This is a genomic window from Gimesia panareensis (genome assembly GCF_007748155.1).
Taxonomy (GTDB): Bacteria; Planctomycetota; Planctomycetia; order Planctomycetales; family Planctomycetaceae; genus Gimesia; species Gimesia panareensis.
In genome coordinates, this window is sequence record NZ_CP037421.1 from 6,517,282 (window position 1) to 6,530,724 (window position 13,443).

At 55.4% G+C, this 13,443-nt stretch carries 13 protein-coding genes; 10 read left to right on the forward strand and 3 right to left on the reverse strand.

Annotation, left to right across the window (positions count from 1 at the left end):
* Nucleotides 1-7: 7 nt before the first annotated feature.
* From Enr10x_RS24405 to Enr10x_RS24415, 3 genes are all read left to right on the forward strand, one after another.
* Nucleotides 8-2,962, forward strand: a complete 2,955-nt coding sequence (locus tag Enr10x_RS24405) for a PVC-type heme-binding CxxCH protein (RefSeq protein WP_145451656.1) — start codon at nt 8-10, stop codon at nt 2,960-2,962.
* Between the two features lie 266 nt (nt 2,963-3,228).
* Nucleotides 3,229-4,023 (forward strand): hypothetical protein, encoded by a 795-nt coding sequence (locus Enr10x_RS24410; RefSeq protein ID WP_145113849.1) that lies wholly within the window; start codon nt 3,229-3,231, stop codon nt 4,021-4,023.
* A complete protein-coding gene (locus Enr10x_RS24415) occupies nt 4,020-5,270 on the forward strand; it encodes a glycosyltransferase (RefSeq protein ID WP_145451657.1) in 1,251 nt (416 codons plus the stop codon). Before Enr10x_RS24410 ends, Enr10x_RS24415 begins: the two co-directional genes overlap by 4 nt.
* 685 nt (nt 5,271-5,955) lie before the next feature.
* Here the strand turns inward: Enr10x_RS24415 and Enr10x_RS24420 are convergent.
* Nucleotides 5,956-6,849 (reverse strand): AraC family transcriptional regulator, encoded by an 894-nt coding sequence (locus Enr10x_RS24420; RefSeq protein WP_145451658.1) that lies wholly within the window; start codon nt 6,847-6,849, stop codon nt 5,956-5,958.
* Nucleotides 6,850-7,410: 561 nt separating this feature from the next.
* On the opposite strand from Enr10x_RS24420, the gene Enr10x_RS24425 reads away from it, so the two are divergent.
* The 7 genes from Enr10x_RS24425 (at nt 7,411) to tnpC (ending at nt 12,456) form a co-directional block, all read left to right on the forward strand.
* Nucleotides 7,411-7,806: a (R)-mandelonitrile lyase gene (locus tag Enr10x_RS24425; protein ID WP_145451659.1), complete on the forward strand. Its 396-nt coding sequence runs from the start codon at nt 7,411-7,413 to the stop codon at nt 7,804-7,806.
* A 55-nt stretch (nt 7,807-7,861) separates the two neighbouring features.
* Nucleotides 7,862-8,611: an SDR family oxidoreductase gene (locus tag Enr10x_RS24430; protein WP_197997348.1), complete on the forward strand. Its 750-nt coding sequence runs from the start codon at nt 7,862-7,864 to the stop codon at nt 8,609-8,611.
* A gap of 58 nt (nt 8,612-8,669) precedes the next feature.
* Nucleotides 8,670-8,906, forward strand: coding sequence for a tautomerase family protein (locus Enr10x_RS24435; RefSeq protein WP_145451660.1), 237 nt, complete (start codon nt 8,670-8,672; stop codon nt 8,904-8,906).
* Nucleotides 8,907-9,222: 316 nt separating this feature from the next.
* Nucleotides 9,223-9,627, forward strand: coding sequence for a DUF4339 domain-containing protein (locus Enr10x_RS24440; RefSeq protein ID WP_145451661.1), 405 nt, complete (start codon nt 9,223-9,225; stop codon nt 9,625-9,627).
* Between the two features lie 190 nt (nt 9,628-9,817).
* Complete coding sequence (tnpA, locus tag Enr10x_RS24445) at nt 9,818-10,162, forward strand: IS66 family insertion sequence element accessory protein TnpA (protein WP_145451662.1); 345 nt, start codon at nt 9,818-9,820, stop codon at nt 10,160-10,162.
* Complete coding sequence (gene tnpB, locus Enr10x_RS24450) at nt 10,159-10,512, forward strand: IS66 family insertion sequence element accessory protein TnpB (RefSeq protein ID WP_145447815.1); 354 nt, start codon at nt 10,159-10,161, stop codon at nt 10,510-10,512. Before tnpA ends, tnpB begins: the two co-directional genes overlap by 4 nt.
* Before the next feature lie 138 nt (nt 10,513-10,650).
* Complete coding sequence (gene tnpC / locus Enr10x_RS24455; RefSeq protein WP_145447814.1) at nt 10,651-12,456, forward strand: IS66 family transposase; 1,806 nt, start codon at nt 10,651-10,653, stop codon at nt 12,454-12,456.
* 35 nt (nt 12,457-12,491) lie between these two features.
* Here tnpC and Enr10x_RS24460 read toward each other — a convergent pair whose 3' ends face one another.
* Nucleotides 12,492-12,788, reverse strand: coding sequence for a hypothetical protein (locus tag Enr10x_RS24460; RefSeq protein ID WP_145451663.1), 297 nt, complete (start codon nt 12,786-12,788; stop codon nt 12,492-12,494).
* A 1-nt stretch (nt 12,789) separates the two neighbouring features.
* A partial coding sequence (locus Enr10x_RS24465) for an ATP-binding protein (protein WP_145451664.1) occupies nt 12,790-13,443 on the reverse strand: 654 nt, incomplete at its 5' end.

The following is a 13,443-nucleotide window of genomic DNA, read 5'->3' on the forward strand; positions in this document are numbered from 1 at the left end:
AAAGCTGATGCGAAGTTTATGCCTGTCATTACTGACGGGACTGATACTGTTACAGAACGCAGTGGCGGATGAGAAAACGACGGACGCGCTGTCTTCGTTTCAGGTCAAACCCGGGTTTCGGATCGAGCTGGTGGCGTCGGAGCCGTTGTTACGGGATCCCGTGGCGCTGGCCTTCGATGAAAACGGGCGGATGTTCGTGGTGGAATACCCGGAATACAACCAGCAGTTTGCGAAAGACAAACAGCCGGTCACGGGCAGCATTCGGATGCTGGAAGATACCGACGACGACGGACGATATGACAAGAGCACCGTCTATGTCTCAGACCTGGCGGCGCCGTCGGCGGTTGCCTGTTATAACGGTGGCCTGTTTGTCGCTGCGGCGCCCGATCTGCTGTTCTGTAAAGATACAAACGGGGACGGGAAGGCCGACACGCGGGAGGTGGTTTTCACCGGATTGCGCCGGCTGGAGAACCGGACCGATCCTTCGCTGAATACGCTGCTCTGGGGACTGGATAACCGGTTTCATGCCTGCACCAGTTATTCGGGTGCGGAAGTGCGGGCGGTGAAACATCCGGATGAGAGGCCCCGTTCGATCGGAAACCGGGGTTTTCTGTTCGATCCGCGAACGCTGCGGTTCGATCTTACCAGCGGCGGCGGTCAGCATGGGCTGGCGATTGACGACTGGGGACAGGAGTTCCTGTGCAATAACAGTTCGCCCGTCAAGATGCTGATGTATGACGACCGCTACCTGGCACGAAACCCGTATCTCAAAGCACCGGCACCGGCAGTGGAAATCACCGAAGGGGGGAAGCATACGCAGCTGTTTCGCATCAGCCCGGAGGAATACTGGCGACAGGAACGGACCCGCCTGCGAAACGAAGGCAAATTCCGCGGTAGTAATGAAGGGGGTAAGTCGTCCGGCTTCTTTACCGCGGCAACCGGCGTGACGATTTATCGCGGCGATGCCTGGCCGGCGGAGTACCGGGGAAGTGTATTTGTGGGAGAGCCGGCGAACAACCTCGTGTTCCGGGGAAAGCTGGAGCCGAAGGGCGTGGGGCTGGTGGCAAAGCGCGCCGATGCGGGGCGTGAGTTTCTGGCTTCGACGGACACCAGTTTTCGACCGGTGCAGTTCGCAAACGGTCCGGACGGGAACCTGTATGTGATCGACATGAACCGCGATCTGATTGAAGGGGCGATGTTTCTGCCGCCGGAGCTGCTCAAAAAAGTGAATGTGACCGGAGGCGATCGGCGGGGGCGGATTTATCGGATCGTCCGCGACGATTTTCAGCAGCCGAAGTTACCCCGACTGGGAGAGGCGACGACAGCCGAATTAGTCAAACTGCTGGCGCATCGGAACGGCTGGCACCGGGATACGGCGGCGCGGCTGTTGTACGAACGACAGGACCGGTCTGCGGTTCCCGCATTGAAACGACTGGCTGCGGAAGCCGAGTATCCCGTGACCCGAATGACAGCTCTGCATGTGTTGGACGGGCTGGACGCATTGGATGAAGCAAGTCTGCTGCGGGCCCTTAAAGACAACGAACCACAGGTGCGGGTGCATGCGCTCCGGCTGGCGGAGGCGCGGGTTAAGACATCAACGGCCCTGCGAGATCGGTTGCTGGCGATGGGGGATGATCCATCGCTGCGCGTCCGTTATCAGCTGGCGTTTTCGCTGGGTGAGCTGGTTTCGTCTCCGGAGCGGAACCAGGTATTCGCAGAGCTGACCGTGCGGGATGGCAGTGACCAATGGATGGAACTGGCGCTGCTGAGTTCCCTGGCTAAAGGGGCGGGCAGTGTGTTCGAAGCGCTGGCCCGTCAGAAAGACTATCGCCAGTGGAAACAGGGGGCTCGTTTTCTAATCGCTCTGGCCCGGCAGACGGGAGCTGCGGGACAGCAGCAGGAAACCGAAGCGGTGCTCAAGAGTCTGCTGGCGTGGAGTGATACTGAGCGACAACAACAGGAAGCGGCTCTGCTGGCGTTACTGGCAGCACAACCGGAGAAGACTCGTCGAGCATTTTTGACCAGTCACCAACAGACACTCAAGCCGATCCTGGGGCGAATTCTGGAAGAGTCCCGTGCGGAGGCTTTGAACACGAAACTGCCCCTCAAGCAGCGGCTGACCGCGATCGAGCGACTGGGGTTTGCGCCGTTCCGGGAGGTGCAGGAGGTCTTCAGTGAATTACTCGAACCACAGCAGGTGAACCCGGTGCAGGTGTCTGCGATGCTGACCCTGTCTGATTTTCAGGATGAACAGATCGCGAAGCTGCTGATCAGCCGCTGGGCGAAGATGACGCCGGCCCTGCGGACGAAAGCTGCGGAGGTGCTGCTGTCGCGTGCTGCGTGGAGCGGGGCGCTGATCGATGCGATCGAAGCGGGGACCATCGGCCGGGGAGATCTCAGTCCCGCGCGAGTGGAACTGCTGAAACAGCATCCTGATAAAACGCTCGCAAGTCGCGTGAGCAAGCTGTATGCAGACCGGGCACTCGCGCGACGGGACGAGGTGGTGCAGCAGTACCAGGAGTCATTGAAACGAAACGGCGCTGTGCCGCAAGGGAAAGCGGTCTTTAAAAAGGTCTGTTCCGCCTGTCATCGGCTGGAAGGGGTGGGGACAGCAGTGGGTGCGGACCTGAAGGCGATCCGCGATCGCGGGAAGGCGGGTGTGCTCCTGCATATTCTCGATCCGAACCGGGAAGTGAAGCCGCAGTACATGAGCTACACGCTGGTGCTGGAGAGCGGACAGGTGCTCTCGGGGATGATCGCCAACGAAAGCGTGAACAGTATCACGGTTCGCAAACCGGACGGAACGGAAACGACAGTGCTGCGGATCAACATCGAAGAGATCCGCAGCTCCGGGCTGTCATTTATGCCGGAAGGTCTGGAAAAACAGATCGATAAAGCGGCGATGGCCGATCTGCTGTCCTACCTGATGAGCCTGCAAGCGGGTCAGGAGACTTCGCGATAAAACAGATGCTCACCTCAAGCGGCCTTAAGTTATGTTGATCTGAACAGGGCTAAAATGTTTATTTTTTGCAGACGATAAACATGTAACTGAACAGAGGCCGATGCGCTCTGGACTCGAAAAGATGGGCAGTGTTATAATCCCGCTCCCATTGAGCCAGGAGCACTTTCAGAAAACGTTCACTGTAAATCACGTCATCATCTCCCTCGGAACGGGATGATCTTCTTCCGCCAGAATACCGTCTATCCGCCACCGCTCAAACTGCTGCCATGTGCCCCACCCCCATTGATGCTACTGCTGCCCTGATTCTGAGCCATCCCGGTCACGAATTGCGTGTTCTCGGCTGGATGAGGAAAGTCAAACCCCTGGTGATCATTCTGACTGATGGTTCCGGACATACGCAACAACCCCGGATCGCGCTTTCGAGAAAGGTGATCGAGGAAGCAGGCGGAAGCACGGCGTCCCTATTTGGAAACGTGACAGATCAGCGGTTTTACCGGGCGATTCTCGAACAGGATCTGTCTTTTTTTGAGCAGCTACAGCAGGAGATCAGGGCGATTCTGATTGAGCATCAGATTGAGGTCGTGGCGGGAGATTCGGTTGAAGGCTACAATCCTTCTCACGATCTCTGTCGCTGCCTGATCGATAGTATCCTGACGGATCTAGAGCAGACTACGGGACGTTCTCTGCCCAATTTTGAATTTCCGCTGGTTGAGCCACCCGCCACCTGGTCGGAACATGTCGGGGCCTGTTGTCATCGACTCAGCGCGGCGGAGCAGGAATGGAAACTCGATCGAATCCAGAACTACGCACGGGAAGCGGGAGGTACGTTGCTGGAAGAAGTCGAAGCGATGCTCTCCCGATTCGGTACGGGGATTCTGGGAGAGGAGTGGTTTTCGCCGTCGACATCGGCTTTGAACCTGTCCCGCTTTGAAGTATCTCCGCCCTTCTATGAACGCCATGGAGCACAACAGGTTGCAGCCGGCTATTACCAGCGTGCGATTGAATTCCGCCAGCATATGCTGCCGCTGATTCACGCCCTGCGAGGGGAGAACAGCGCATGAAGTCCCGGTTGAGGATCCTGTTGACGAATAACACACTCGCGCATCGTGAAGGTTCGGAAATGTTCCTGTACGAAGTGGCCCGGGGGCTTTTACGGCAGGGGCATCTGCCCGTGGCGTATTCCACGACGCTGGGTGCGCTGGCAGAGGAGTTCCAGCGGAGCACCATTCCGGTCATCAACGACCTGAATTCCCTGCAGGAACCGCCGGATGTGATTCACGCGCAACATCACCTGGAAGCGATGGCTGCCATGCTGCGATTTCCCCAGACTCCGGTCGTGTATTACTGCCACGGCTGGCTCCCCTGGCAGGAACGGCCGGCTGTCTTCCCGACGATTGCGAAGTATGTCGCAGTGGATGATTTGTGCCGCGAACGGCTGTTGACCACTCCCGGCATTACACCGGAACAGATTACAACGCTGTATAACTTTGTGGATCTGACCCGCTTCCAGCCACGTTCCCCGTTGCCGGAGCAGCCGAAGTCTGCCCTCATCTTCAGTAACCTGGCATCCGACCAGAACTACGCGGGACTCATCCGTGCCGCCTGTTATTCCAGGGGGATTGAGCGTGTGGACCTGATGGGACTGGGATCCGGGAACATGCAGATGCATCCCGAAGAACTGCTTCCCCAGTATGATGTGGTGTTTGCGAAAGCCCGTTGTGCCCTGGAGGCGATGTCGGTCGGCTGTGCCGTGGTGGTCATGGAGTGCCACGGGGTAGGCGGGCTGGTCACCACACAGAATATGGATGCTATGCGGCGCTTGAATTTTGGTGTCCGCACCATGCAGGCAGCCCCTTTAACGGAAGCCAGTATCGTCAATGCCCTATCCGGTTACGATGCCACGGATGCAGCGGCGGTTTCAAGCTGGATTCGTGCGCAAGTCGACCTGGAAAAGTACCTGGAGGAACTTGAGTCCCTCTATTTTGATGCGTACCAGAGTGCGAGGACGAGGACTGTTGCTCCCGAAAGGAATCTGACTGCGGCTGCGAATTACCTGCATAGCCTGGCGCCCCTGGTCAAACAACAGGCCCAGGACGAACAGCGGGCGGCTCATTTTGAACAACGTTCACATTTGCTGGAACAACAGGTTCAGATGCTGGAAACACAGGTGCAGGAATTGCAGGTGGAACTGGCGCAGTCCGCGCGGGATTCGGCTCACGCTCAGACGACAACGATGTCACAGCGGGGATCGCTGCTGCAACGCCTGAAACAAAGGCTGGCTGCGGTGCACGGCAGAAACGAGACCTAGTCACTCCAGGTATCTGCACTACTGCTGATATCCGCCTCTCTACAGCGATCACTTCGCGATTTTCAGCTCAGCGGGTACGTTTCTTTTTCGTAGAATGGAGCAACTGGCTCAAGAGAACGTATTTTCTCTGAGGGCCTCTGCTTGATTCAGAGTTGCGAGGCGGTAGTCTTTGCCGCTGGTATCTTTCATTGTCTGGAACAGAGTATTTGTTATGGGATCCTTTACTGACTTTGCAGACTGGTTCCATCACTGTCGGACAAGCCGACAGTGGCACACCTCGATGTCAATTGATGAAAGATATTCTGTTGAAGGGCGTGTGGGAGTCAAGACAAAATTTTGTCCCGATGTGGCCGGATTGTGTCCAGTTTTTGTCCTGATTGTGTCCATTTTTGGCCCGATTTTGTCCCGATTTGACCTGACCAGAGGGAGAACATTTCGAACCGGTTCGAAATGTTCCGGTGGAAAGCGAGTGAAAATCGACGGCATTTCAGGTGCAGTTGCGTCACTGGTGCATTGTGTTCCGGTGCTCGCGAACCCGCCTCGCGCGCGAGCCACATTTGGAGCAGAATACGAATAGGGAGCTGCGGATCAAGTTCAATGTGTTCCGCTTCAGAGACAGAAGCGAACTGAAAACCGGGAAGTGAATTTTGTGAATAACGGGGAGGAGATGGAAAGGCGGCACTGTTTAAGTTGCGTATTCCGTCTTGAGAGCGGCGATGTCCTGCCGGGGCGGGGCGCCGAACATGCGTCGGTACTCGCGGCTGAACTGGGAGGGGCTTTCGTAGCCGACGCGAAAGGCGGCTTCGGCGGCTTCGAGTTTTTCGCTGAACATCAGGTTGCGTGCTTCCTGCAGGCGCATGCGTTTCTGATACTGCAGCGGAGTCATCGCGGTCACGTTCTTGAAGTGCTGGTGGAACGAGGAACTGCTCATGCCGACCTGAGCGGCCAGCGATTCGATCCGCAGTGGATCGGCAAAGTGATCCTTCAGCCAGCGAATGGCCCGGGCGATTCGATAAGCGGGTGCGCCAGCCAGCGCGATCTGACGCAGTCGCAATCCCTGCGGGCCGGTCAGTACACGGTGAGTAATCTCACGGAGTACCAGGGGGGCCAGGGGGCGGAGGTCAGCAGGAGTATCGAGCAGATCGACAAGTCGTGTGACCGCATTGAGAAGTGGCGGTTCGACCGAGGTCACCGCCAGTCCGCGTTCAGACGGGGCCGGTGCAGAAACGGTTGTCCCTTCGGCCAGGAGTTCGCCGACCACACGCGGGTCGAGCGAGATCTGCACGCCGACGTATGGCTGATCAGCCGTGGCTTCCAGCACACGGGCATCGACGGGCAGGTCGACCGAGACGAGGAGGAATTGAGCGGGGTCCATACGATAGGATTCACCGGCGAGCAGCACTTCCTTAGAGCCTTGCACAATCAGACACAAGCAGGGTTCGTAGACGAGGGATGTCATTTCTGTTGGTGCGGTGAAGCAGGAGAGCTTCAGTTCCGGGACCGGTGTATTGACCACTTTATCCGGAGTCGCATGTCGCTGGACGGCGGACGCCAATGCTGTCAATTCTGCGTTGTGCATACTGATGCTTCCTTCGAGAAATGGTCCTCGGCCCCCCAATAGTATTCACCGCTGAGTGACTTTATTATACCGGTGAGAGGCGGGCGTGACCACTGATGAAACAGTATCCCGCATAGAATCAGGCAATCACCGCCGAGAATCGTGCTACCGGGTCGGGCAGGCGGACTCTTAGAATGCTTTCGAAGGCAAAAAGCGTAATTTAAGACGTTTTATGTAAATAAATGTGTTGAATGACATTAGAAGCGCGAACATCTCCCGGGACATCAATCCTCCAGGACCGCAGAGGATCAGGCAATCAATAGAGAGGATCGTGCTACCACCTGTTTTTCAGGCTGCCTATGATAGAGGGTGAAGAGAACGAAAAGACCTGACATAAACAGGAATCACGCGATGACGGGCTGCGACTCGAACATTCAATCTGATCTGGAAGTGGGCCGTCCATCGTCAACCCAGATAGGGCGTCGTCAGTTTGTGCGGATCGCTGGTGCGGCCGTCTTTTCCCTGTCAGTCATCAAACAAGCTCAGGCAACTGAACCCCCCAGCAAAGCGAAGGAGAATCAAATGGAAATCACACGAAACGGGTCTCAAGCATCGGTCGCGGGACCGGCAGACTGGTTTACCGGCAATACGCGGATCGATCCACTGTTCAATCCCCACGAACCGGCGCGGGCCGCAGCAGCCAGTGTGACCTTTGAGCCGGGGGCCCGGACTGCCTGGCATACGCACCCACTGGGCCAGACGTTGATCGTGACATCAGGAGTGGGGCGGGTCCAGGTTGAAGGGGGACCGATCGAGGAGATTCGTCCGGGAGATGTGGTCTGGTTTCCGCCGGGAGTCAAGCACTGGCACGGTGCAGCGCCAACAACAGCGATGACGCACATCGCGATTCAGGAAGCCCTTGAGGGCAAAGTCGTCGAGTGGATGGAACACGTCACTGACGAACAATACGGAACGTAAACGAAAACACGTTTCTTATCGCACAATTCAACAAGTCATAAAAAGGATACTTATTATGAACAATCAGAATATCACAGGAAAAGTTGTTGTGATCACCGGAGCCAGCAGTGGACTGGGCGAAGCGACCGCGCGGCTGCTGTCATCCGAAGGGGCGACCGTCGTACTGGCAGCACGTCGAGCAGAACGAATCGAGGCCCTGGCAGAAGAATTGAACGGTCAGGGTGGCAAAGCGCTGGCGGTGCCCACGGATGTAACAGATCGACAGCAGGTCAAGAATCTCGTCGACAAAGCAGTTGAAACGTATGGGCGGATTGACGTCATGCTTAACAACGCGGGGCTGATGCCACTGGCTCCGCTGGACCAGTTGAAGACCGACGAATGGGACCAGATGATCGACGTGAACCTCAAAGGCGTGCTGAACGGGATTGCCGCCGCATTGCCTCATATGCAGGAGCAGAAGAGCGGCCACTTTATCAACGTGTCATCGGTTTATGGTCACAAGCTGGGGCCCGATGCGACTGTGTATTGTGCCACCAAATTCGCCGTGAGGGCACTGTCAGAGGGACTGCGTCAGGAGGTCAAGCCTTATAATATCCGCACCACAGTGATCTCGCCGGGTGCGGTCGCCACGGAACTGCTGGAGCATATCAGCGACGAGAAGATCCAGGCGGAAACGAAAGGCTTTGTCGACCAGATCGCTGTTCCCGCGGATACGTTCGCCCGGATGGTGGCGTTTGCGATCAACGAGCCGGCCAACGTCGATGTGAATGAGATTCTGTTCCGGCCGACGGCACAACCCATTTAACAGGCAACCGGCAGTCAGTTGTGTTCTCCGACGAGTTCATTCAGAGAAAGGAGGCAGCATGCCCCACGTCATCATTAAACTCTGGCCTGGCAAGTCAGACGCACTGAAGCAGGAACTGGCTGACCGCATCACCAGGGATGTAATGGACGTATTTCACTATGGTGCGGAATCGATTTCCGTCGCCTTTGAAGAGGTCAAAGCGAGCGAGTGGCGGGAGAAGGTCTTTCAGCCGGATATTGTCGCGAAGCCGGAACAGCTGTTTAAACATCCGGGCTATGACGTGGATGATTTGTAAATACCTGAATCAGGCAAGGGACTCAGAGGAATCTTTTCCTGACTGTGGATGGGATAAATAAGGGTCGGGAACTAAGCGAAGCACCGATCACGTTCAGGGGCAGGGCTCTGCAAACCGAGGGTCCTGCCCCTGTTTTTGTCCCACCTGCACAGTCCGCATTCACTCCTGTCTCAATTCCTGATTTTGTAAGTTTCTCTCTGGAATTCGCTGTGACAGCATGTACCATGGAATAGTATCCGAATGTATCTAACAGAACAGGCTGGCAGCAGAGATTGCCGGCCAGACGAATCCTATTTACAGGTAAATCAATCTGACAATGTCGAACGACTGGTATTTCAAACAGGACGATCAGATTCTAGGTCCGTTCTCATTTCAGGACCTGTTGGAACTGGTACGAGACGAAACGCTGTCCCCCGATTCCCTGATTCGCCCGCAGGCTGAGGAGGACTGGCAGCGAGCCGATTCCGTCGTGGGTCTGTTTGAGCTGGGACATTCTGAACAAACTGCGGACGCTGATAACGGTTTTGCTTTAGCGAATGCAGGCGACCTCGAAACATTTCTCAATGAACCTGCCGAGACTGAGGACACAGGGGAGCCCCCGCCTGCAGAGGCTCAGTCTGCAGAAGTGGCGTATGAAACCACTGGTGAAAGTTACCGGTTACAGGACGCCAAACGGCGGCACACAAAAAGCTCAAGCAAGCAACCGCGACTGACGAAATAACAAAAGACCACGCATTCGTCCCCAAACAGCCACATCAGGACGAATCCTGCACAGACAGCGCTACGGTTTTCAACCGGCACGCGCTACGTTTTCGTAACCGTACACCAGAACCATTGTAGGCGCAGGGTTTAGAATCTCGGGTTTCCTCACGTTTCCCATACAGGAGATCCCATGGTCCAAAACAATTCGAGTGAAAACCGCCCAAGTCTGGGCAGACCGACTGGAGCGATTCGACCAGGCTGAAATCACCGTCGCGCAGTTCTGCCAAAACGAAAACGTCTCAAAAGCGTCCTACTATTACTGGCGGCGGAAGGTCCGCGGCCGGCGGAAGATCCGCGGTACCACCAGGAGAGACCATCAACGGCTTCGCGACAGCACGTCTGCCCCTCCTCGACAGACGGGCAGAAAGCCGGCAGGCTTCCTGCCCGTCACGCTTGCAGCGTCCTCACCGGCCACTGTCATGGCCGTCGATCTGCCGGGCGGCATTCGCATTCGATTCGAGATCCCGTCCTGTAGCCAGGAGGCCCGCTCATGATGGGCTTGCCCAGCGGCACGCCCATCTACCTGTGCACCGAGCCGGTCGATTTTCGTAACGGCTTCGACGGTTTAACCGGCATTGTCACCGCGACGCTGGGTCAGAACGTCCTCAACGGTTCTCTATTCCTGTTTGTGAACCGCCGACGCGATCGTATCAAAGCCCTGTGGTGGGAGACCGGCGGACTGACGTTATGGTACCGGCGGCTTGAGCAAGGTACCGTTGAGCTGCCAACGCCCGAAGACGACAAAACCCACGTGACCATCGATTCGGTCGAACTGGCCATGTGGATCGCCGGCGTTTCGCTGAAGTCGTCCAGGCACAGAAGAAAGCGAATGACTGCGGTCTGAGTCGCAGCCTCATCAAAACATCCTTCGGCAAACCGGCCTGGCGAGAATCTATTTCGCGGGCCGGTTTTTGTTGGGATTTGCTTTTTTTATTGATCATCGGGTAGTGCGAAAAGTCCGAATTCTTATAATGCGTCCATCATGGCTGATGAATCACTTCCCCACGACATCCAAGACTGCCATCGCTTGATTGCGATGTTGCAAAGGCAAGTCGATGACGGGCAACAAACGATCAATCAACAAGCGACCCAGCTTTCACTCAAGGACAAGCTGGTCGAAGAACAGGCCCACTCGGTCTTGCAGCTCAAGGACAATCAGGACCAGCTCAATGAGAAAGTCACCGAGCTGAACCTGACGATCGAGAAACTTCTTAAACAACTCTACGGCCGTAAGAGCGAACGGCGAATCGACGGTGCCGGTCAGTTGCTGCTGGACCTGGGCGAGGAAGTCACGCCCGAAGTGGTCAGCGCGCTCGAAGAAGCGATCCGGCAAGCTGAACAAATTGCCCAGGACGCCGCTGAATCGAACCGAAAGTGCCAACCCAGGCGACCGCGACCCGACGACCGTAAATTCCCCGCCCACCTGCCGCGTTATGAGAAACTCGTTGACCTTCCCAAGGAACAACGCGAGGGATTGAAACTGATCGGCTACGATGAAGTCGAAACGCTTGAGTTGATCCGCAGTGAACTACGCGTGCGGGTGACCAGATATGCCAAGTACGCGCACCCAGCGGACAAAACCCAAGGCATCCTCAGTCCTGAGCGGCCGACCGGACTGGTCGAGGGCCATCGTTTCGATCCATCGATCGGTGTAGAAGTCGTGGCGGCGAAATACTTCTATCATCTCCCGTTTTACCGCCAGCAAGACCTGTTCGCCGGCAGTGGCTGGACCCCCAGTCGCAGCACGCTGCAAAACATCGAAGCGGGTGTTGAGTTTGCACTTCGTCCGCTGGCGGCGCACCTGCGCAGCTATCTGAAACAGGATCAAACGATCGGTTGCGACGACACCGGCGTGTTGTTGATTACTCCCGCCGCGATGCCGGATCTGTCCCGGCATCCCCGCGGGCAGCGGATCGGCGAGGTGCTGGAAACCGCGATCGCCGCCGGCAAGCCCAGCATCAACGCAAAGATGTGGGGCTATTACGCCTCGCGTCTTCCGGTGGTGGCGTTTGACTTCACGGTCAGTCGTCACCGGGACGGACCGGATGAAGTGCTCAGAGATTTCGCGGGCAACCTGATCGGAGATTGCTGGTCGGGTTTTCAGAAGATCGAGGTTCGAAGTGGCTCACGGATTACGTTCGCCGCGTGTTGGGCGCATGCGCGTCGTAAGATTGACGAGTGCCGCAGCGCGTTCCCGCTCCAGGTCGCTCAGCTCGAATCGTGGATTCGGATGCTCTACGACGTCGAGGACCAGATCCAGAGGCTCAATGCGTCCCAGCGGCTGGCCCGTCGCCGCCGCCTGTCGCGTCATGTACTGGGTCTGATCGAAGAGTACTTGTCCGGCGAAGAGATGTCGCCGGGTCGTGTTTTACCCAAGAGCAATCTTGGTCAAGCCGCTGCGTACATTCGTCGTCACTGGAAGGCCTTGTCGCGATTTATTGATGACGCCTCGATCCCGATTGACAACAACGATTGCGAACAACTGATGAAACGTGTGGCCACGGGTCGCAAGAATTGGATGTTCAAAGGATCGGTGTTCGCTGGTGATCGAGCGGCGAACCTGATGACGATCGTGGGTACGGCGATTCGTAACGACCTGGACGTAGCTGCTTACCTGCACGACGTGTTGCAGCGTGCCCTTGACGGCGAGACGGACTGGGCCAGGCTGGCACCGCACGCCTGGAGAGTGGACCACCCTGAATCGATTCGAACGTACCGCCAGGACGAGCGTCGCCAATCCGCTGACCGCAAACGCAAGCGTCGAGCCCGACGCCGCCTCAGCAAATAATCAGCCCCAGCGAAATGACTGGTCCTGGTGTACGGTTACAGTTGTACTGCAATTGATTTTCGGTCAGTATCATTTAAGTCTTCTAAAATTGATACTAAACGCTTACGAAGTATTTCCGTATCCTTGACAGAGAGAGAAGCATTCTGAAACTGGTCAATATTTTGAATAGTAGATATCTTTCCAGCATTTGCGAGGGAAAGACAGGTTCCCAAAATATCTTCAATTTTGGTTGAAGCCGAATATGTATCATCAACAACAACAACTCGACTAATTCCCATTAGTTCAAAAAGAGTAGCAACAGAGCTTTGTGCTTCTTCAAGGTATTGACTCATTTCATTCGACACCATCAATAAGACACCCAGAAAGATCAAGTTCAAATTGGTAAAATCGATTGTTAGAATTTCTGCGAGCTCTTAACTTGATGCTGCATCCTTCAGAATCTAGAAGTTGTTGGGCTACATAAAGACCTAAACCGCGCCCATTCTTTTTACGAGAAACGGATGGTTCAAAAAGAGCTGCTTCTATGGAAGGATCAATTCCTCGACCGTTATCGCTAATCACTATATGAGGTTCTGAAATTCGTATAGTAATTATTCCTTTGTCAATTCTGCCTGCTTCCAGGTCTTCTTTCAGCCAATAATCACTATTAATGATGAGGTTGTCGAAAACTTGCGTTAGTTTTCCTTGATTAATTTTAACACTAAATGGATCTAAAATACGTACCGCAAGACTAATTGGATAGTTCTTCCAGCGGGATTGATGATATTCAGCAAGATTCTCACAGAACGTTATTAAGTTGATATTCGTACGAGTAGTACGGGCAAACTTTAAAGAGGGTGTTAAATGTCCTAGTTGCTGTCTCAGACCACTTGTAGTAGTCCGTATATGTTCAACGTATGTTAAAATTTTTGTGTCTGTAATTTTCTTTCGCGATAAGTATGCCGCAATAGCTTTAGTTCGATCTGCAAGTTGGTCAACGATATTTGC

Bases quoted from the DNA above. Each gene is read 5' to 3' on its own strand.
- tnpB (WP_145447815.1), top strand. From the start codon at position 10,159: ATGATGGGCTTGCCCAGCGGCACGCCCATCTACCTGTGCACCGAGCCG.
- Enr10x_RS24460 (WP_145451663.1), bottom strand. From the start codon at position 12,788: ATGAGTCAATACCTTGAAGAAGCACAAAGCTCTGTTGCTACTCTTTTT.
- Enr10x_RS24435 (WP_145451660.1), top strand. From the start codon at position 8,670: ATGCCCCACGTCATCATTAAACTCTGGCCTGGCAAGTCAGACGCACTG.
- Enr10x_RS24430 (WP_197997348.1), top strand. From the start codon at position 7,862: ATGAACAATCAGAATATCACAGGAAAAGTTGTTGTGATCACCGGAGCC.
- Enr10x_RS24410 (WP_145113849.1), top strand. From the start codon at position 3,229: ATGTGCCCCACCCCCATTGATGCTACTGCTGCCCTGATTCTGAGCCAT.
- Enr10x_RS24415 (WP_145451657.1), top strand. From the start codon at position 4,020: ATGAAGTCCCGGTTGAGGATCCTGTTGACGAATAACACACTCGCGCAT.
- Enr10x_RS24420 (WP_145451658.1), bottom strand. From the start codon at position 6,849: ATGCACAACGCAGAATTGACAGCATTGGCGTCCGCCGTCCAGCGACAT.
- Enr10x_RS24405 (WP_145451656.1), top strand. From the start codon at position 8: ATGCGAAGTTTATGCCTGTCATTACTGACGGGACTGATACTGTTACAG.
- tnpC (WP_145447814.1), top strand. From the start codon at position 10,651: ATGGCTGATGAATCACTTCCCCACGACATCCAAGACTGCCATCGCTTG.
- Enr10x_RS24425 (WP_145451659.1), top strand. From the start codon at position 7,411: ATGGAAATCACACGAAACGGGTCTCAAGCATCGGTCGCGGGACCGGCA.
- Enr10x_RS24440 (WP_145451661.1), top strand. From the start codon at position 9,223: ATGTCGAACGACTGGTATTTCAAACAGGACGATCAGATTCTAGGTCCG.